Origin of the sequence: Streptomyces sp. TSRI0107 (assembly GCF_001905845.1) — a bacterium.
Classification (GTDB): Bacteria; Actinomycetota; Actinomycetes; order Streptomycetales; family Streptomycetaceae; genus Streptomyces.
Map to the genome: position 1 here is coordinate 66824 of NZ_LIVZ01000013.1, position 18066 is coordinate 84889.

Annotated in this window: 17 protein-coding genes; 9 read left to right on the plus strand and 8 right to left on the minus strand. The window is 71.5% G+C overall.

The window, feature by feature from the left end:
- Positions 1-10: 10 nt before the first annotated feature.
- Complete coding sequence (locus AMK31_RS31060) at positions 11-1282, minus strand: ABC transporter substrate-binding protein (RefSeq protein ID WP_073944038.1); 1272 nt, start codon at positions 1280-1282, stop codon at positions 11-13.
- A gap of 282 nt (positions 1283-1564) precedes the next feature.
- Here AMK31_RS31060 and yicI point away from each other — a divergent pair, with 282 nt between their 5' ends.
- The 3 genes from yicI to AMK31_RS41125 all read left to right on the plus strand — a co-directional run bounded on the left by yicI (position 1565) and on the right by AMK31_RS41125 (position 5255).
- Positions 1565-3835 (plus strand): alpha-xylosidase, encoded by a 2271-nt coding sequence (yicI, locus tag AMK31_RS31065; RefSeq protein WP_073944039.1) that lies wholly within the window; start codon positions 1565-1567, stop codon positions 3833-3835.
- Positions 3836-3995: 160 nt separating this feature from the next.
- Positions 3996-4127, plus strand: coding sequence for a hypothetical protein (locus AMK31_RS42195; RefSeq protein ID WP_274535982.1), 132 nt, complete (start codon positions 3996-3998; stop codon positions 4125-4127).
- Between the two features lie 48 nt (positions 4128-4175).
- Entirely contained in the window at positions 4176-5255 is a 1080-nt protein-coding gene (locus AMK31_RS41125; protein ID WP_073944041.1) for a hypothetical protein, read from the plus strand.
- 94 nt (positions 5256-5349) lie between these two features.
- Here AMK31_RS41125 and AMK31_RS31080 read toward each other — a convergent pair whose 3' ends face one another.
- Positions 5350-6153 (minus strand): restriction endonuclease, encoded by an 804-nt coding sequence (locus tag AMK31_RS31080; RefSeq protein ID WP_073944215.1) that lies wholly within the window; start codon positions 6151-6153, stop codon positions 5350-5352.
- Between the two features lie 107 nt (positions 6154-6260).
- Between AMK31_RS31080 and AMK31_RS31085 the strand changes: the two genes are divergently transcribed.
- A complete protein-coding gene (locus AMK31_RS31085; RefSeq protein ID WP_385312063.1) occupies positions 6261-6740 on the plus strand; it encodes a hypothetical protein in 480 nt (159 codons plus the stop codon).
- On the opposite strand, the gene AMK31_RS31090 is transcribed toward AMK31_RS31085, so the two are convergent.
- The 5 genes from AMK31_RS31090 to AMK31_RS31115 all read right to left on the minus strand — a co-directional run bounded on the left by AMK31_RS31090 (position 6682) and on the right by AMK31_RS31115 (position 11755).
- A complete protein-coding gene (locus tag AMK31_RS31090) occupies positions 6682-7314 on the minus strand; it encodes a glyoxalase (protein WP_073944042.1) in 633 nt (210 codons plus the stop codon). The two genes, AMK31_RS31085 and AMK31_RS31090, sit on opposite strands and share 59 nt — an antisense overlap.
- Positions 7315-7442: 128 nt before the next feature.
- The gene (locus AMK31_RS31095; RefSeq protein ID WP_073944043.1) at positions 7443-8375 is read right to left on the minus strand and encodes an NAD-dependent protein deacetylase; all 933 of its coding nucleotides are present in this window, start codon (positions 8373-8375) and stop codon (positions 7443-7445) included.
- Between the two features lie 74 nt (positions 8376-8449).
- Positions 8450-9199, minus strand: coding sequence for a class I SAM-dependent methyltransferase (locus AMK31_RS31100; RefSeq protein ID WP_073944044.1), 750 nt, complete (start codon positions 9197-9199; stop codon positions 8450-8452).
- A gap of 87 nt (positions 9200-9286) precedes the next feature.
- Entirely contained in the window at positions 9287-10342 is a 1056-nt protein-coding gene (locus tag AMK31_RS31105) for a hypothetical protein (RefSeq protein WP_143204273.1), read from the minus strand.
- Positions 10343-10795: 453 nt separating this feature from the next.
- On the minus strand, positions 10796-11755 hold the full coding sequence (locus AMK31_RS31115; protein WP_073944216.1) for a DUF1152 domain-containing protein: 960 nt from the start codon (positions 11753-11755) through the stop codon (positions 10796-10798).
- A 185-nt stretch (positions 11756-11940) separates the two neighbouring features.
- On the opposite strand from AMK31_RS31115, the gene AMK31_RS31120 reads away from it, so the two are divergent.
- From AMK31_RS31120 to AMK31_RS31130, 3 genes are all read left to right on the plus strand, one after another.
- Entirely contained in the window at positions 11941-13356 is a 1416-nt protein-coding gene (locus tag AMK31_RS31120; RefSeq protein WP_241842769.1) for an FAD-binding oxidoreductase, read from the plus strand.
- 121 nt (positions 13357-13477) lie between these two features.
- Positions 13478-13951 (plus strand): SRPBCC family protein, encoded by a 474-nt coding sequence (locus AMK31_RS31125; protein WP_073944048.1) that lies wholly within the window; start codon positions 13478-13480, stop codon positions 13949-13951.
- Positions 13952-14208: 257 nt separating this feature from the next.
- Positions 14209-14859, plus strand: coding sequence for a lytic polysaccharide monooxygenase auxiliary activity family 9 protein (locus AMK31_RS31130; protein WP_079186996.1), 651 nt, complete (start codon positions 14209-14211; stop codon positions 14857-14859).
- Between the two features lie 67 nt (positions 14860-14926).
- Here the strand turns inward: AMK31_RS31130 and AMK31_RS31135 are convergent, their stop codons facing one another.
- Complete coding sequence (locus AMK31_RS31135) at positions 14927-15154, minus strand: hypothetical protein (protein WP_073944050.1); 228 nt, start codon at positions 15152-15154, stop codon at positions 14927-14929.
- A 320-nt stretch (positions 15155-15474) separates the two neighbouring features.
- On the opposite strand from AMK31_RS31135, the gene gdhA reads away from it, so the two are divergent.
- Together gdhA and AMK31_RS31150 are read left to right on the plus strand one after the other, a co-directional pair.
- Complete coding sequence (gene gdhA, locus AMK31_RS31145; protein ID WP_073944052.1) at positions 15475-16821, plus strand: NADP-specific glutamate dehydrogenase; 1347 nt, start codon at positions 15475-15477, stop codon at positions 16819-16821.
- Between the two features lie 267 nt (positions 16822-17088).
- Positions 17089-17904 carry a class I SAM-dependent methyltransferase gene (locus tag AMK31_RS31150; protein WP_073944053.1) on the plus strand — a complete coding sequence of 272 codons (816 nt, stop codon included), beginning with the start codon at positions 17089-17091 and terminating at the stop codon, positions 17902-17904.
- The last annotated feature ends 162 nt before the right edge of the window (positions 17905-18066 follow it).

Genomic DNA, 18066 nt, shown 5'->3' on the forward strand with positions numbered 1-18066 from the left:
GTCGCGTACCTCAGTTCCCGCTCGTGGCCCGCTGCTGGGCGCGCTTCAGGGCGGCCTCGCTGGACTGGCCGGTCAGGGCGGACTGGAAGGCGCTCTGCAGGGCGAGCGACACGCTCGACCATCCGGCGCCGAGCTTGGCGGTACGGGACCTGGCGACGGCCACCTGATCGGCGAGCGCGTCCAGTTCGGGCACCTGCTCGCGCCATACGGCGGCGGCCTCGGCGTTGGCCGGGACCATCCAGCTGTTGAGCGCGTACGTCAGCTGTTCCTTCTCGCCGGCCAGGCAGGCGACGATCCTGCCCGCCGTCCTCTCCCGCTCCTCGTCACCGGTGTCGGGCACGGTGAGCACGGCACCGCCCAGCGGGCCGACCGAGTCGTCACCCGCCTCGGGCACCGGGATCTGCGCGATGCCCCAGTGCAGCGACTTGTCGGTGTTGAGCGTCTCCACCTGCCACGGACCGTTGATCATCATCGCCGCGTTGCCGGCCATGAACTGGTCGTTGACGTCCGCCTGCGTCCAGTTGACCGTCGACTTCGACAGCGAACCGTCCGCCAGCAGGGCCTTCCAGTAGTCGAGTGCCTCCACGACCCGGGGCCCGTCCAGCCGGGTCTCGTCACCGCCGTTGGACCACATGAACGGCGTGAACTGGAAGACGCCGTCCTCCGCTCCGCCCGCGCTGAGCGCCAGCCCGTACCGCTTGCCCCGGGTGAGCTTCCTCGCCGTCTCCCGCAACTCGTCCCAGGTGGTGGGAACCGCCACGCCGGCCTCGTCGAGGATGTCCTTGTTGTAGAACAGCGCGAGGGTGTTCACGGACCGGGCCGCACCGTAGTACGTCCCCTGATAGGAGCCGAAGTCGACGATGCCCTCGGGGATGTCCCGGGTGCTCAGGCCCAGGGTCTCGAGGTCGACCAGGCCGCCCGCGTCGGCGAACGTCGGCATCTCGGAGGCGTCGAACTGGACGATGTCCGGAAGCGACTTCGAGGACGCCATGCGCAGCGCCTTCGTCATCACCTGCGCGGCAGGGACGCTCTGCTGCTCGATGGTGACGCCGAGCCGCTTGCCGCAGCGGGCCATCGCCTCGGCGTCCCAGCGGTGGTAGGACTCGTCGGTCGAGGAGTTCATCACGGTGTAGACGTCGCTGTCGCGCTGCTGACCGCATCCGGTCAGAGCCGCCCCGGCGACCAGGACGGAGACGGCGGCGAGCGGCGCCACGGCCCTGCGGGAGCGTCCGCGGCGCGCGGCAGCCGGTGTGTGTGCTGTCGCGTTGAAGCGCTTCGACATGCTGCGGCCCTTGCTGTCGTATCGCCCGGCAGCGTCGCCGGGCCCTTTGTTTGCTGAGATGACTAATACGTCAATCGAGGGCGTCACGCTAGACCTGTACTCGTGTTCGTGCGGACACTCCATGAAGTGGCACTCCGCGCCCAGTGAGGAATAACCCCTGGTCAACGACTCAGTGTCAGCATGACGTGCTGCGAGCCGTGATTTGTTTTGTGTACGATCAAATTGCCGGGCGACAGTCTCCGCAGTCCGCCTCCGAACAGCCCCGCTCCCCCGAGGAAGACCATGAAGTTCACCAACGGGTTCTGGCGCATCCGCGACGGCGTCCAGGTGGCCTACGCCACCGAGGCACGTGACGTACGCGTCGAATCGAAGCGCTTCACCAGCCATGTCGCGGTACAGAAGGTGACGCGCAGAGGGGACACGCTCAACGCGCCGCTCCTCACCGTCGACTGCTTCTCACCCGCCGAGGGCGTCATCGGCGTGCGCGTCACCCACCACGCCGGCAAGCGGCACCCGGGACCCGACTTCGCGCTGACGGCCGAGCCCGGCGGCGCGGGTGAGGTCCGCCGGGACGGCACCGTCACCGAACTCACCAGCGGCCCGCTGACCCTGCGCCTGGACCAGGCCGCCCCCTGGTCCCTGACCTTCCACGACGCGGACGGACGGGAGCTGACCCGCGCCGGCCGCAAGGGCACCGCCTTCGCCACCACCGACGACGGCGCGCACCACGTCCTCGCCCAGCTCGCGCTCGGCGTCGGCGAGCAGATCTACGGCCTCGGCGAGCGCTTCACGCCGTTCGTCAAGAACGGCCAGGTCGTCGACATCTGGCAGGCCGACGGCGGCACCAGCAGCGAGCAGGCCTACAAGAACATCCCCTTCTACCTGTCCTCCCGGGGCTACGGCGTCTTCGTCAACCACCCCGGCGCGGTCTCCTTCGAGGTCGGCTCCGAGTCCGTCGGGCAGGTGCAGTTCAGCGTCGAGGACCAGACGCTGGAGTACTACGTCGTCGCCGGCCCCACCCCGAAGGACGTCCTCACCCGCTACACCGCCCTCACCGGCCGCCCTGCACTGCCGCCCGCCTGGTCCTTCGGCCTGTGGCTCACCACGTCCTTCACCACGGACTACGACGAGGCGACGGTCATGTCCTTCGTCGACGGCATGGCCGAGCGCGGCATCCCGCTGACCGTCTTCCACTTCGACTGCTTCTGGATGCGCGAATACCAGTGGTGCGACTTCGAGTGGGATCCCGAGGTCTTCCCCGACCCCGAGGGCATGCTCGCCCGGCTGAAGGCCAAGGGGCTGAAGGTCAGTGCCTGGATCAACCCGTACATCGCGCAGAAGTCCCCGCTGTTCGACGAGGCCGCCGCGCTCGGGCACCTGGTGCGCCGGCCGAACGGCGACGTGTGGCAGTGGGACCTGTGGCAGGCCGGCATGGGACTGGTCGACTTCACCAGCCCCGACGCCCGCGCCTGGTTCCAGTCGAAGCTGAAGCCGCTGCTGGACCAGGGAGTGGACTGCTTCAAGACGGACTTCGGCGAGCGCGTCCCCACCGACGTCGTCTGGCACGACGGCTCCGACCCGGAGCGGATGCACAACTACTACACCCACCTGTACAACCAGACCGTGTTCGAACTCCTCGAGAAGGAGCGCGGACAGGGCGAGGCCGTGCTGTTCGCCCGCTCGGCGACCGCCGGCGGCCAGCAGTACCCCGTGCACTGGGGCGGCGACTGCTGGTCGTCCTTCGAGGCCATGGCCGAGTCGCTGCGCGGCGGCCTGTCCCTGTCGCTGAGCGGCTTCGGTTTCTGGAGCCACGACATCGGAGGCTTCGAGGGCACCCCCGACCCGGCGGTCTTCAAACGCTGGCTGGCCTTCGGCCTGCTGTCCTCCCACAGCCGCCTGCACGGTTCGTCGTCCTACCGGGTGCCGTGGGAGTTCGGCGACGAAGCCGTCGACGTCGCCCGGCGCTTCACCCTGCTCAAGCACCGCCTCATGCCCTACCTGTACGGCGCCGCCGTCGAGGCCCGCCACACCGGCGTCCCGATGATGCGGCCCATGGTGCTGGAGTTCCCGCACGACCCGGCGTGCCGCCCGCTCGACCGCCAGTACATGCTCGGTTCCGAGCTCCTGGTCGCCCCGGTGTTCAGCGAGGACGGCGAGGTGGAGGTCTACCTCCCCGAAGGCACCTGGACCCACCTCCTCACCGGCGAACAGGTCACCGGCCCGGTGTGGCGCAGCGAACGGCACGGCTACGACAGCCTGCCGCTCTACGTCCGCGAGGGCGCCGTCCTGCCGCTGGCCGGCGACGAGCGGCGGCCCGACGGCGACTGGCTGGACAACCCGACCCTGCTCGTCCACCCGTCGACCTCGCCCGAGTACACCAGCCAGGTCACCGTGCCCGACCTGACCGGCGCCCCGGCAGCCGTGTTCCACGTCCGCCGGGAGGGCGACCAGCTGCGCATCACCTCGGACGGCACCGACCGGCCCTTCACCGTGCGCGTCGCCGGCGGTGCGAGCGCCGAAGGGACGGGGGAGGTGACCGTACCGCTGCGCTGACCGGGAAGCGGGGCCGCGGGGGGGGGGGGGGCTACCACGACGGCCCCTTCGCCCGCCGCCCCGTGCGGCAGGCGCCGCCGGACGAGCGAGCGGTCAGGCCTTCATGCCGGCGCCGGTGACCATCTGCGATCCGCTCACACGTGGCCGCATCGACTTGGCAGTGCTGGACGGGAGCGGCACCTTCCCGCTGGCGCTGCTCGAGATGAAGGCCGCCTACACCTTCGACTTCTCCTCTGAGGACCTGGGCAGGCCGGTCGCAGGGAACCACCAGGGCCCCCGGCCCACTCTCTGAGTGAGAGTCGGTTCTGGTGAACCGCGCGTAAGCATGGGGGTTGCTGTGATGAACCAGTTGATCTATGGCGAGCGGTCGTGGAACCCGCTGGCGCGAACCGTCGAGCTGACCGAGGACGGGCTGCGCAGGGGCGGCAGGCTCACGCCGCTGAGCGAGCTGAACCTCGCTGCCATGGCCGAGGCGTTCCAGCGCGGGTACTGGCTCGGAGGCGGCGGGACGGAACGCCCGCTGGGGTTCCTGGAGGACGGGCCCGGCATCGTCCCGGTGACCCGCGTGACCGGCACCACCAAGCCGCTGAAGGTGCGGCAGGCCGCGGAGTTCGCCCGTACGCTGGGGGAACTGGCGGTACGGCAGTGCGGCGGGCCGGAGCAGGTGGCCGCGCTCGCTGCCCGGGCCCGGGTCGAGGGCGTACCGCTGTGGATCGCGCGCCGGTTCGCGCCGGGCCCGGCCGGGCCGATCGCCGTCGCCGTGGACCGGAATCTGGTGCGGGTGGACGTGTGGGGCCCGGACGCTCCCGTCGTACGGATACGGGCACCGTACGGCTTCCACCGCGATGCAAGCGACCCGTCCCGCGGACTGCGCCTGACCGTCGGCGATGTCACGGCGGAGCTCAGCCTTGAGATGAGAGTGCGCAAGTCCAAGAGGCGGGTGAGGGTCCGACTGCCCGCAGGGCACTGGGAGTTGCGGCGGGAGAACGCGAAGAGTTCGTGGCTGCTGCGCGACGAGCGGCGGGTCGCCCTCCTGACGCGTCACCGGGGGCGGCCGGAACCCGAGCCCGGCAGCGTCCTGCTGCCGTTGACCCCGGTGCGGTACGAGAGCTCCGACCCGCTGGACGCCGTCATGGCGCAGGTGTTCGCCGTCGCTTTCGGCATCGGAGACACGACAGGAGCGGCACGGTTCCGGGCCGAGCGACGTCGCCGGATGAACGGTGGAGAGCCGATCGCCGCCGACGCGTGGTGGGACCGCCCGTGGTTCAGCAACCTCGGCAGGGGGCGGGACGACAACGAACCCGGCGGCGCCGACGGCTGGGGCGCGGACGGCGGTGACGGAGGGGACTCCGGCGGGGGAGACGGCGGAGGCGGTGACGGCGGCGGTGGCGGTGACGGCGGCGGGGGTGGCGGCGACTAGGGCCCGTCGGCGGGCATGAGCTTCGCGGCTGCTGCTGCCGCTGCTGCGACTGCGGTTGCGGTTGCGGTTGCGGCAGCGTAGAGCGGTCAGCCCCTCATCCTGCCCTGCCCTCGAAGCCGTCGGGGACCACCGCCCAAGGCTCCGCTGCCAGGCCGTCGCTCCAGGCGCGCAGGGCACTCCCGTCCACGCAGACGATGCCGCACTGCTCGGCGTACTCCACGGCCGGTGCGGTGAAGTCGCTGGTGGTGACGACGACGGCCACGTCGGCCTCGTGCACGGTGAAGCAGGTGCCTCCGAAGCGCTGCAGTTCCTGGGAGCCGACCTTGTTCTCGACCCCGTAGCGCTTGCACTGGATGACCAGGCGCCGGCCGTCGGCGGTCAGCGCCACCACGTCGGCACCCAGGTCCCCGGCTCCGCCGACGACCCGCACCTGCGAGCAGCCGTGCCGCACGCACAGCGCGGCCACCGCCTGCTCGAACTCGTCGGGGCTGAGGGCATCGTGGTCGAGGACGAGGGTCGGCTCCGGTGTCGCGTCCCGGTCGGCGGGGAAGGGCATGCCGGGCCGCGCGGGCCGGGGGTCCGTCGCCGGCGCGGTCTCGTCCAGGGCGTCCAGCGCCGTCGTCGTGGCTGCCTGGAGCGCCGCGGTGGTACGGCGTGCCAGCCGCGCCGCGGAGAGGCGGCGCCGGCGTCGTCCGTAGCCGAGGACGACGGCCACGACCAGCAGCGACAGCACGACCGCCCACAGCGGACGCCGCTCCACGACCCGCACCGCCGCGCGCGCGACCAGCCCCACGACGACCAGGATCACCGCGCTGAGACCGAAGAACATGGCTGTCGCGCGCAAGTCGAAGCGGCGCTCACGGTACGCGCGGCGCCCGGGGCGCTCCGGTATGGCCACCACGGTCACTCCTTCCTCCGGACCCTCCGGCGACGGAAACGAAAGATCACCTACGTCGTGTGCCCGCGTATGCTGCCCGTCAACTCCCCTGACCCGCGGAGGACTTCGTGCAGTTGCTGCCCCGCTCCCCGTCCGGCTGGACCATGGCCGTGTTCGGTGTCCTCGCCGCCGCGCTGGGCGTGGTCGGACTGATCGCCCCTGACACCCTGCTCGCGCTCATGGGTTTCACACCCACTGAGGGCTCCCGGCGCGCGGAGGGGGACCACACCCTGGTCTTCCTGACGGCGTCCTCCATGGCGGCGCTCAACATGGGCGTCTACTACGTGCTGGCCTCACTGGCCGACTGGAAGGCGTTCTTCCGCTGGACTGTCCCGTTCCGGCTGCTGACCTGCGTGGTCTTCATCCTGGCGGTGGTCGGCGGCCGTGCTCCGTCCGGCTTCCTCGGGGTGGGCCTGTGGGAGGGCGCCGGCGCGGTCGTCACGGCTGCGGCGCTCCGGTACGAGCGGCGGCGGCGTACGCCGCCTCAGCTCAGTCGGTGCCCTTCACCGGGACCGAGGTCTCCCAGACGAATCCGTCCGGGTCGGTGAACGGGCTGCCGGCGCCGGACAGCACGATCCGGTGCGACCCCGTGCCGTCGGCGGGGACACCCGCGACCTTGGCGAGAGCGCGCCGCTTGTACAGCGACAGCTTGACGGTGCCCGGCCCGGAGGCGAACTCGACGTACTTGCCGCCGAAGCTCTTGGCCACGGTGAGGCCCTGATCGACGTAGAACTGCTTGCTGGCCTTCACGTCCTCGACACCGAGCAGCAGCACGAGTTCGTCGACATCCCGGGTGACCGGGCCGGTGTCCTTCTTGCTCGACGTCGCGATCTGCCAGATCGTGCCGTCCGGTGCCTGCACGACGCCGCCGTATCCCCACAGCGACTTCGACGCGGGTTTGACGACGGCGGCTCCGGCGTCCCGTGCCGCGCCGACGAGCGCGTCGACGTTGCCCGGCTGGGACACCACGAGCGACAGCGTGAAACCGCGGAAGCCGGTCGTGGGGGCCTCGGAGCCGCGCAGGCGCACCCGCGACGGGTCCAGTCCGAAGGCGGTGGAGTAGAAGTGGGCGGCGGCCGCGGTGTCGGCGACCTCGAGGGTGACGGAGTCGATGAAGTTCATGTCTGTGACGGTAGGGGCGACCGGGTCATCGACGCTTCTCGAAAACTGATCAGTCCCTGCGGCTGCCCGGCTGCCCGGCTGCCCGGCTGCCCGGGTGCCTGGCTGCCCGGCTCCCCGCCGTCCCCCTGTCATCCGGAGCCCGGATCGGACCCCGTGGCCGGAGCCGGGCTGGGCGTCGAGCCGACGGGGATGCCCAGCCGGTCCGCCACGGCGGTGAGGGACGGCCCCAGCGGGAGCGCGACCCGCGTGAGGGCGTGCCGGTCGCCCCGCGTCGGGTCCCGGTTGACGATCAGCACCGGCTTCCCGGCCTGGGCCGCCTGGCGAACGAATCGCAGCCCGGACATCACCGTCAGAGACGAGCCCAGAACCAGCACCGAGGTCGCCTCGCGGACCAGGTCACGGCAGTGCTCGACCCGGCGTGGCGGCACGGCCTCCCCGAAGAACACCACGTCCGGTTTGAGGATGCCGCCGCAGAGCGTGCAGGGGACCACGCGGAAGTCCCCGACCTGCTCGTCGGTGAGGTCGGCGTCACCGTCCGGGTTGATGCCCGCGGCCACCGGCTCGAACCCCGCGTTGGCCTCCTCCAGCCGCCGGGCGAGTTCACGGCGCGGGCTGAGGGTGCCGCAGGAGAGGCAGACGACCTGGGCCAGGCTTCCGTGGAGTTCCACGACACCGTCGCTGCCGGCGGCCTGGTGCAGACCGTCGACGTTCTGCGTGATGACCCCCGCGAGCAGGCCGTGCCGCCCGAACGCCGCCACGGCCCGGTGCCCGGCATTGGGGCGGGCCCGGCCGAAGGTGCGCCAGCCGAGGTGGCTGCGCGCCCAGTACCGGCGCCGGGCCTGCGCGCTGCCGGTGAAGTCCTGGTAGGTCATCGGGGTGTGCCGGCTCAGGCTCCCGCCCTCGCCCCGGTAGTCGGGGATGCCGGACTCCGTGGAGATGCCCGCCCCGCTGAGCACCAGCACACCGCCGGTGCTCAGCGCCTCGACGACCGGCTCCGGATCCGTGGTGCCCGGCGGCAGGTCGTCGCCGGGGGTCCAGCTCAGAGTGGGGCGCATGCGCATGCCGCCAGGGTACGCAGTCCGCCGGAGGCGTCCCTGACCCGCACCGTCGACCGAGCGGCCACGCCGGACGCGCCCTAGACGGCCTCGACGACGAAGAACAGGAAGCAGGGCCGGGTCGAAAGGTCCCGGAAACCGTCGGGGAACAGGTCACGGGCGGCCGGGTCGGGCTGCGGCTCGCTGATGCCGGCGACGCGGAAGCCGGCGGCGGTGAAGGCGTCGATCATCGCGTGCAGCGGCTTGCGCCAGAACCTGATCGGGACCGACCGCCCGCCGAACGTCCACTCGAAGGCATAGCTGGTGTTCGCGAAGTAGTCGGGCCGGGGATCCTGGATCGTGTACGCCACGAACGGATGGTCCACCGACGCGATCAGCCGGCCGCCGGGCCTGAGCACGCGCCGCAGCTCGGCCAGCGTCGGCCCCCAGTCCTCCAGATAGTGCAGCACCAGCGACGCGACCACGTCGTCGAACGCGCCGTCGGCGAACGGCAGAGGGTCGCGCAGGTCGACCACGTGCAGGGCGGCGTCGTCCCCGAGCCGTCGCCTCGCCAGCGCCAGCATTTCGGCGCTGGCGTCGATGCCGGTGACGACCGCGCCCCGGTCGCGCAGCGCGGCGGACAGGGGGCCCGAGCCGCAGCCGGCGTCCAGGATCCGACGGCCCGCCACGTCCCCGGCCAGGGCCACCATCGCGGGCCGCGCGTAGTACGCGTTCACGAGGCTGTGCTCGCTCTCCGCGGAGTAGGCCTCGGCGAAGCTGTCATAGTCGTTCACCCGCGCCGGATGCGCGGACTGGGCGAAGCTCTCGGGCACGTCGGTCACTCGGTCCATCAATCGCTCCCTGTCAGTCACACGAGATGATCACACGACCCTGAACCCGCTCACCGAGCTGGTCGTCTCCGGCGGCCACGCGTACGCCTACGAGCCGGCGCGGCTCAGCGTCCAGCGGTGCAGCCGGTCGCCGTCGCGGGTGACCCAGGTTCCGTCTCCCAGTACGGTGACGTCCTCGCCCACCGGCACCGGGTAGCTCAGCCGACCGAGCGGACGCAGTGTGCCGGCGTCGAGCAGCCAGTGCCGCGTCTCCGGCGCCCCTCCCGGGTACACCCGGCCGGGGACCAGCACATGGCGCCCGTCCAGGACCTCCGCGGAGTGGAACTCGTCGTTCTCCGGGTCGACGGCCAGCTCCGCCAGATCCAGCAGCGCCGTCCGCTCCCCGGAGCCGAGGTCGTACGACGCCAGCTCGTCGCGGTCGTCGTCGAGCAACATGTGCTCGGCGTACCGCTGGGTCAGTACCCGGGAGCCGGGGAGGAATCCCGCCAGCGCGCGCATCCACGTGCCGCCGAGGACGTCGAGACCGTCGGCGCGCGGCTCGGCCCACCAGGTCGACCAGCTGTGCCAGGCGGTCCAGCAGGACACCACGACCGCGCCGCCGTCCGGACGCCAGGAGGCCACGGTGGCGGACGCCAGCGAACGGATCTGCCGTCGGCCGAGCACGTCGCCGGTCGCCGCGTCCAGGAGCAGCAGGTCGTCCCAGGTGTAGTTGCGGCCCGGCTCCAGGTCGTACACCAGGGCCGCCTTCTCCTGGTCGGGTTCCAGCGTCGGCACGACGACGCACACCAGCCGCCCGTCCGGGCTGACGGCCGGGGCGGAGTGCGCCCGGGCGGCGCCGTGCCATGGGTCATGGGTCAGTTCCCAGCGCGGGCCGCCGTCGGGGCCCACCGCCCGCACGGACGAGCCCCCGGCCACTACGAATCCGCCGTCGGGCGTGGGAACCGCCCGTTCGTGCTCCTCCGTCCGCAGGGCGGCACTCGGGCCCGCGCTCCTTCCCGCGAGGAAGTCCTCGCGGTCGTGCACCTCCAGCAGCCCGGGCGTGCGGACGACGAGCCGCCCGCCGCCGATCGCCTCGCATGTGCCCCGCACCGGCGTCGTGCCGAGCGGCACCACGTCGACCCGTTCGTCCCCCGTCGTATCCATGACGTGCATGCTCGCAAGCCCCGCGCGGGCCCCGCCAGCCGTTTTGAGTGGCCGGCGGCGGAGTGTACGCACCAGGACGGTCAGTCCAACCACTGCTCCCAGCGGGCACGGGGCGGATCACAATGGCCTGACTCGACGGCCTGCCGGTAGGCGCGGGCGACGAGTTCCTCGTCCGACCGGACTCGGCCGTCGCCGTCGGGGAGACTGTGCCCGTTGCCGTCGGTGAGCCGGGACACGCCGACGACACAGTCGGGGCCCACCGTCCGGGTCGCATACCAACCCAGGACCACGGCAGCCAGGGCGACGATTGTGCAGGCGATGACATGTAACTTTCTCGGCCTGCCGACTTCATGCCAGATCACCGGCGCATCGTACTGAGTGCGGTGGCGGCTGAACGGCGCCTGCGGTACTTATCGGCCGAGTCCGCCCCCCCCCCGGATCTCCCGCCGCGCGTCAGTGCGGGATGCGGCGGGGCGGCCGGGTGACCGTCTCGTCCCTGAACTCCGCGATGACGCCGGCGACCTGGCGCATCAGATGGGTGTTCTCGATCCGGTCGAGATACAGGCAGCGGTCGGCCAGCCCTCTCAGCTCGAAGACGAAGCACAGCGACATCAACGGGTTGACGAACAGCTCGCTGCCCCGGGTGCGCGTGGTGAACCGGACGTCGCCGAAGGAACCGCGGATCGCGGCCGCGACGGAGCCGTTGACGATGCTGGGGTGGTCGGGGGTGTGGTCCTGCGCGTGGGCGACGGCGTCCAGGTAGAGGGCGCCCTCCCGGGTCGTGCGGGATATCGAGAACGCGCCGAGGTAGGCGCCGTCGCGCTCCAGGGCGGCGATGTTCTCCAGCACCAGGCCGTGACTGACCCCGTGGTGCGCGTCCACGCCGAACCCGACGGACACCACGAGCCGTTCGGGTACGTCGTCCAGCCCGGCCAGCGCCGCCACGCTGGTCAGGTCCTCCTCCGGGGTGCCGAGTCCCGCCTCGTCACCGCGCATCAGGATGTCGGTGCCGCCGTCCACCAGGACCACCGCGTCGATCCGGTGATGGTCGATCAGCGCTCGGTACGCCGCACGCAGCGGCTGGACGCCCGTCCGCGGAAAGGCGTGGACGGTACTGGGGTACCGGTGCAGGGCCAGCCACTGGGCCAGGGTCCGCTCGGGGAAGTACGTCTGGTGCGGTGCCGAACGCGGAGTCACCACCGCCACGTCCGGCACGAGCCAGTCCTCCGACGGCAGTCCCTCGACCGCGCTGAACGTGAGGTTGGCCAGATGGACCTCCTTGCCCTGGTGCATCAGGTCGAGGGCGATCGGCAGTCCGGCATAGATGTCGAAACCGCCTCCGGCACCCGAGACGAGTACGCGCTCGGCGCCTTCGAGGCGGGAGAACAGCGGATTGGTGTGCAGGGCCGTCATGATGATCAGTGTGACGGGCCGGCATGGGTGGAGGCCCGCGATTTCGGCGACGCCGACGGCGCTCCGCACCGGTACCTCGGCCGGTCCGGGGCGTGAGAGGTCCCGCATGCGGGCCCCGCGACCCCGCACTAGCGTGGAAGAACAGGGCGACAGCCAGCAGCGCGCACCGGGGAGGGTGAACGCTGATGCCGGAAGAGCACGGCGGCAGAATGTCGGACACCGCGGAGCAGGCGATGGCGGACGACCTGCGCGCCTCCCTCCAAGGCGAGGTGATCGACCGCGGGGACCCCCGGTACGACGAGGCCCGGACCGTGTGGAACGGTCTGATCGACCGCCGTCCAGCGCTCATCGCGCGGTGCTCCGGCACGGCGGACGTGGTCGAGGCGGTGCGGGTCGCGCGGGAACACCGGCCCGCCGTCAGTATCCGCGGAGGCGGGCACCAGGTCGCGGGCAGTGGGGTGTGCGACGACGGACTGGTGATCGACCTGTCCCGCATGAAGGGCGTGCACGTCGACCCCGCCGCCCGGACCGCGCGGGCCCAGGCGGGAGTGAGGTGGGGCGAACTCGACCGTGAGACCCAGCTGCACGCGCTGGCCACACCGGGCGGGGAGATCTCGGCCACCGGGATCGCGGGCCTCACGCTCGGCGGCGGCTTCGGCTTCGTGATGCGGACGTTCGGTCTGAGCTGCGACAGCGTCCGCTCACTGGAGATCGTCACCGCGGACGGCACGGTACGCACGGCGAACCGGGAAGAGGAACCCGAGCTGTTCTGGGCGGCGCGCGGCGGCGGCCGGGGCCTCGGAGTGGTCACGTCCTTCGAGTTCGGCCTCCACGAGCTCGGCCCCGAGGTCGCCGGTGCGCTGGTCCTCCACCCGTGGGAGCGCGCCGAGGACGTGCTGCGGGCCTGGCGGGACGCGGCGTACACCGCGCCGGAGACCGTCACGCCGGAACTCCTGCTGTGGAGCGTCCCTGCGGCCCCCGTGATCCCGCAGGAACTGCACGGAGCCAACTGCGTGATGATCGGCGCCGTGTACGGGGGACCGCCGGACGACGGTGCCACCGCCGCGCTGGCGCCGCAGCGCGAACTGGGCCCGCCGCTCATCGACCTGAGCGGCACCATGCCCTACGTGATGCTGCAGAGCGCCAACACCTGGCGGTTCCCCGACGGCGAGCGCTACTTCATGAAGTCGCACTTCGTGGACGAGCTGAGCGACGAGGCCATCAGGACCCTGGTGGACTGGTACTCCCGGCGGCCCACCCCGGAAAGTCTCATCGTCGTCCGCACCCTCGGCGGCGCGATAGCCCGCGTCGGCCCCGACGACAGCGCGTTCGCGTACCGGTCCGCGCGCCACAACGTGAGCATCGACGCGGGCTGGCAGGACCCGGCGCTCGACGAGACCGCGATCGAGTGGGCGCGCTCGGCGTGGGACGCGATGAAACCGTTCTCCAGCGGCGGGACGTACGTCAACTTCGCCGGCCTCGGCGAGGACGCGGGCGAGCCGCAGGGCACGGTCTTCGGCTCCCACGAGGAGCGCCTGCGACGCACCCGGGCCATGTACGACCCGGACGGTCTCTTCGCCATGGCAGCCCGCAGACCGTGACCACTCGGTACCGGCGCGCTTTCTTTCGCATCGGCTTTCCCGGGTACCCGATGCCTCGCACGGAGGAGGTGGGCGCGCCGGCCGCGGCCGACCCCCGTCAGAGCGGATCAGGAGGGATCAGATGAGCACGGTCAAGGAATCGGTGGACGTGGAGGTCCCGCTGCGCCGGGCGTACGACCAGTGGACCCAGTTCGAGGACTTCCCGAACTTCATGGAGGGCGTCGACGAGGTCAGGCAGCTCGACGACCGGCACAACCACTGGTCCACCAGCATCGGTGGGGTGCGCCGGGAGTTCGACACCGAGATCGTCGATCAGCTGGCGGACGACCGGATCACCTGGCGGACCGTCGGCGGTGAGACACAGCAGCGCGGCTCGGTCCGCTTCGAGCGCCTGGACGACACCCACACCCGGGTGGAGCTCACCATGGACATCGAGCCGACGGGTCTCGCCGAGAAGGGCGCGGACGCACTGGGCATGATCGACAGGCGGGTGAAGGGGGACCTGCGCCGCTTCAAGGACTACGTCGAAGGCGGTGGCGGCGAGGGCGGCTGGCGCGGACGTATCCGGCCGCAGGACCCGGGCACCACCCTCTGAGAGCCCCCTGACACCGACGCGCAGACCGCGCGGTTCCGGCCGGCCCCGTGCCTCACGGGGCCGGCCGGGCCGTTCGAGAATGTGGCGCGATTTGTCGTTGCGTGCCCGCGGAGGGAACCGCAACCTAACACTCGTGGACGCGTGGGAGCGCTCCCAATACCACTCCCCACACCCGCAGCTCCCGCGTCCACATCCCCCCGCATCGAAAGAGGGAGACCGTCGTGCGTCACGCACTCGCTTGTCATGATCGCGACAGATTGAGGATCGGCTTCCGCCCCGCACTCCTCCTGAGTGTGCTCGCCGCCCTGCTGATCAGCCTGATCCCCGGGAGCGGCACCGCATCGGCCCACGGCTCCGTGGTCGACCCGGCGTCCCGCAACTACGGCTGCTGGCTGCGCTGGGGCAGCGACTTCCAGAACCCGGCGATGGCACAGGAAGACCCCATGTGCTGGCAGGCCTGGCAGGCCAACCCCAACGCCATGTGGAACTGGAACGGCCTGTACCGCAACGGCTCCGGAGGCAACTTCCAGGCGGTCGTCCCGGACGGCCGGCTGTGCAGCGGCGGACAGACCGAGGGAGGCCGCTACGACTCACTGGACACCGTCGGCGCGTGGAAGACCACGGACGTCTCGTCCGACTTCACCGTCAAGCTGTACGACCAGGCCAGCCACGGCGCGGACTACTTCCTGGTGTACGTCACCCGCCAGGGCTTCGACCCCGCCACCCAGCCGCTGCGCTGGAGCGACCTGCAACTCGTCGCCCGCACCGGCAGGTACGCGCCCAGCCAGAACTACTCGATCGACGTGAGCACGTCGGGCCTGAGCGGTCGGCACGTCGTCTACACGATCTGGCAGGCGTCGCACATGGACCAGACGTACTTCCTGTGCAGCGACGTGAACTTCCGCTGATCCGTGACCCCCGCCGGGCGGGACGCGCTTCCGACGCGTCCCGCCCCGCTCCGTCGCCGGTGACGGCTCAGCGCGCCGCCTCCGCCAGCGACATCAGCAGGTGGGCGGATTCGGGGTGGAGGTAGTCGGAATGGGCGCCGTGCGGCAGGCCGCCGGTGCGGTAGCGGGCGCTCGCGTCGATGTCGAGCAGGCGTGCGGTGCGCGGGAAACGGTAGCGCCGGCCGGTGGGCAGGAGGGTGAGATCGCGCAGGGCGCCGGCGGGCAGGGCCGGCTGAAAAAGGGTGAGGCTGTCCACCGTCCAGGGGTGGGCGCGGTCGCGCCAGGGCCAGGCGAGGGTGCCGGAGGATAACCCCGAGGGCCGTAACTCGTGGGCTGATGACGTGCCGTCACCGGACGGCTCGGAGCAGGTGCCGCGTCTCGGCACTCCGCTCGCCGACCGGATCGCGGACGGCCAAGTCCGCGACGACCTTCGCGCCGTATGGTGCAAGCGGCCGCGTTTCGTTCCCACGCCTGTCCTCAACGCTCCGGCGCTCCAAGCCGTTCGGGCACTCGACCGGGTGTCGGATCGTCTCCATGCCAGGCAGTTCCGTCAGATCGGGAAAGTGAGACACCGCTATGAACGTCAGCGCGCACATCGAGGCCGTCCACACCGAGCTCCGCCGGCGCAACCCGGGGGAGGCCGAGTTCCACCAGGCTGCCACCGAGGTACTGGACTCCCTCGCACCCGCGCTCGAACGGCACCCCGAGTACGTCGACAGCGGGATCCTGGAGAGGCTGTGCGAGCCCGAGCGGCAGCTGATCTTCCGGGTTCCCTGGGTCGACGACGCGGGCGCCGTGCGCGTCAACCGGGGCTTCCGGGTGGAGTTCAACAGCGCGCTCGGCCCGTACAAGGGGGGCCTGCGGTTCCACCCGAGCGTCAACCTCGGCATCGTCAAGTTCCTCGGTTTCGAGCAGATCTTCAAGAACGCGCTGACCGGGATGGCCATCGGCGGCGGCAAGGGCGGCGCGGACTTCGATCCCAAGGGCCGTTCGGACGGCGAGATCATGCGGTTCTGCCAGTCCTTCATGACCGAACTCCACCGCCACCTGGGCGAGCACACCGACGTACCGGCCGGCGACATCGGCGTGGGCGCGCGGGAGATCGGCTACCTCTTCGGCCAGTACAAGCGGATCACCAACCGCTACGAGGCCGGCGTGCTGACCGGCAAGCCGGTGGCGTGGGGCGGCTCCCACGCCCGTACCGAGGCCACGGGCTACGGCGCGGTGTACTTCGCCCAGGAGATGCTCGCCACCCGCGGCGACGGCTTCGACGGACGCCGCGTGGTGATCTCCGGATCCGGCAACGTGGCCGTGTACGCCGTGGAGAAGGCGCACGCGCTGGGCGGCCGAGTGGTGGCCTGCAGCGACTCCTCCGGTTACCTCGTCGACGAGGACGGCATCGACCTGGAACTCCTGAAGGAGATCAAGGAGGTCCGCCGCTCCCGTATCTCCGCCTACGCGGAGGTGAAGCCGAACGCGCGCTTCTCGGACCGCGGCACGGTGTACGACGTCCCGTGCGACATCGCGCTGCCCTGCGCGACTCAGAACGAGGTGCGGCGCGAAGACGCCGTCGCCCTGGTCAAGAACGGCGTCCTCGCCGTCGCCGAGGGCGCGAACATGCCCTGCACGCCGGAGGCGGTGGAGGTGCTGAGGGAGGCCGGTGTCCTCTTCGGCCCCGGGAAGGCCGCCAACGCGGGCGGCGTGGCCACCTCCGCGCTGGAGATGCAGCAGAACGCGGCCCGGGACAGCTGGTCCTTCGAGGAGACCGAGTCCCGGCTCGCCGCGGTGATGCGCGGCGTCCACGCCCAGTGCCGCGCGACTGCCGAGGCGTACGGCGGCAACGCCGACGACTACGTGCTCGGCGCGAACGTGGCGGGTTTCCTGAGGGTGGCCGAGGCCATGGCCGCACAGGGTGTCGTCTGACGGCATCACTCCGCTGGGCCCGGGAGTCTGGGCCGTCGTCGAGGGCTGACGGCGGCTCCGGCGGCATCGCCCCGCCCGGCCCTGTGGGCCGATCGGCTCAGGCGCGGCGCGCCTCGGCCGCGCGGGCGGCCGCCGATGGAGGATCGGGGGGCGGCGGCCTCGGCACGGGCTGCCCGGCACCGCCCTACCGCGTTCAAGAGGTCCGGCCATGAAACTCTTCGACGACGACCCCCTTCGCGCCTGCTCCGGTTCCGCGCGGGCGGCGGCGTGACCGGCACCGCGCGCGGGGACGCGCCGGGCGGCGGCCGGTACGGTGAGGCGGTCTTCCCTCCCGGACAGGCCGGTGAGGGCGAGCGCATCGATTTCGGTGCCCTGGCCTACGACGACCTCACCATGGCGCGGCTGCGGGCCCTCGGGGCCGGCCCCGGCTGGCGATGCCTCGACGTCGGCGCCGGCACGGGCACGGTCGCGCGCCGGCTGCTGGACGAGGCCGGGGTGGCGAGTGTGCTCGCCGTGGACCGTGACGTGCGATTCCTCGCCGAACGGCGCGTGCCCGGCCTTGACGTGCTGGAGGCCGACATCACCGCGCCCGGCTTCGCCCCGGGCCGGTTCCGGCTCGTGCACGCGCGGTTCGTGCTGATGCACCTGCCCGAACGCGACCGCCTGATCACAGCCCTGGCCGGCCTCGTCGCACCGGGCGGAGTGCTGGTGCTCAGCGACGCGGTCGACCTGACGAGCGAGCGGGCGCCCGGTACGCCGTACACGACGGTGATGAAGGCGATGTGGCAGGGGCTGCGGGACACCATCGGCACCGATGTCTCCCAGGTGCCGGCGTACCCGCACCTGCTGCGTGGGGCCGGGCTCGTTCCGGTCGCCGCCGAGATCCACGTGCCACCGCTGACGCCGGGCAGTCCCATCAGCCGCTTCTGGGCCGACACATGGGAACGGAGCAGAGGGGCGATGCTCGCCACCGGCCTGGTCGACGACGCGGCCGTCGACGCGGCGGTCCACTACCTGGAATCCGACGAATGCGCCGCACTGTCGGCCGGGATGCTCACCGCCTGGGGATGGAAACCCGAGTAGGGCGGCCGCGGGTTCACGCCCGGGCCGCGAGGAGACTGCGTCCATCCGGCTGGCGAACGCGACGCGTGTCGCCGGCCGGATCCGTCCGCCCGTACGGTCGGCCATGATGCAGCCCACAGAAGTGATGACCGTTCCGTCCACCGCTCAGCGAGGCGTGCTTCC

Bases quoted from the DNA above. Each gene is read 5' to 3' on its own strand.
- AMK31_RS31125 (WP_073944048.1), top strand. From the start codon at position 13,478: ATGAGCACGGTCAAGGAATCGGTGGACGTGGAGGTCCCGCTGCGCCGG.
- AMK31_RS31115 (WP_073944216.1), bottom strand. From the start codon at position 11,755: ATGACGGCCCTGCACACCAATCCGCTGTTCTCCCGCCTCGAAGGCGCC.
- AMK31_RS31100 (WP_073944044.1), bottom strand. From the start codon at position 9,199: ATGGACCGAGTGACCGACGTGCCCGAGAGCTTCGCCCAGTCCGCGCAT.
- AMK31_RS31120 (WP_241842769.1), top strand. From the start codon at position 11,941: ATGCCGGAAGAGCACGGCGGCAGAATGTCGGACACCGCGGAGCAGGCG.
- AMK31_RS31105 (WP_143204273.1), bottom strand. From the start codon at position 10,342: ATGGATACGACGGGGGACGAACGGGTCGACGTGGTGCCGCTCGGCACG.
- gdhA (WP_073944052.1), top strand. From the start codon at position 15,475: ATGAACGTCAGCGCGCACATCGAGGCCGTCCACACCGAGCTCCGCCGG.
- AMK31_RS31095 (WP_073944043.1), bottom strand. From the start codon at position 8,375: ATGCGCATGCGCCCCACTCTGAGCTGGACCCCCGGCGACGACCTGCCG.
- yicI (WP_073944039.1), top strand. From the start codon at position 1,565: ATGAAGTTCACCAACGGGTTCTGGCGCATCCGCGACGGCGTCCAGGTG.
- AMK31_RS41125 (WP_073944041.1), top strand. From the start codon at position 4,176: ATGAACCAGTTGATCTATGGCGAGCGGTCGTGGAACCCGCTGGCGCGA.
- AMK31_RS31090 (WP_073944042.1), bottom strand. From the start codon at position 7,314: ATGAACTTCATCGACTCCGTCACCCTCGAGGTCGCCGACACCGCGGCC.
- AMK31_RS31060 (WP_073944038.1), bottom strand. From the start codon at position 1,282: ATGTCGAAGCGCTTCAACGCGACAGCACACACACCGGCTGCCGCGCGC.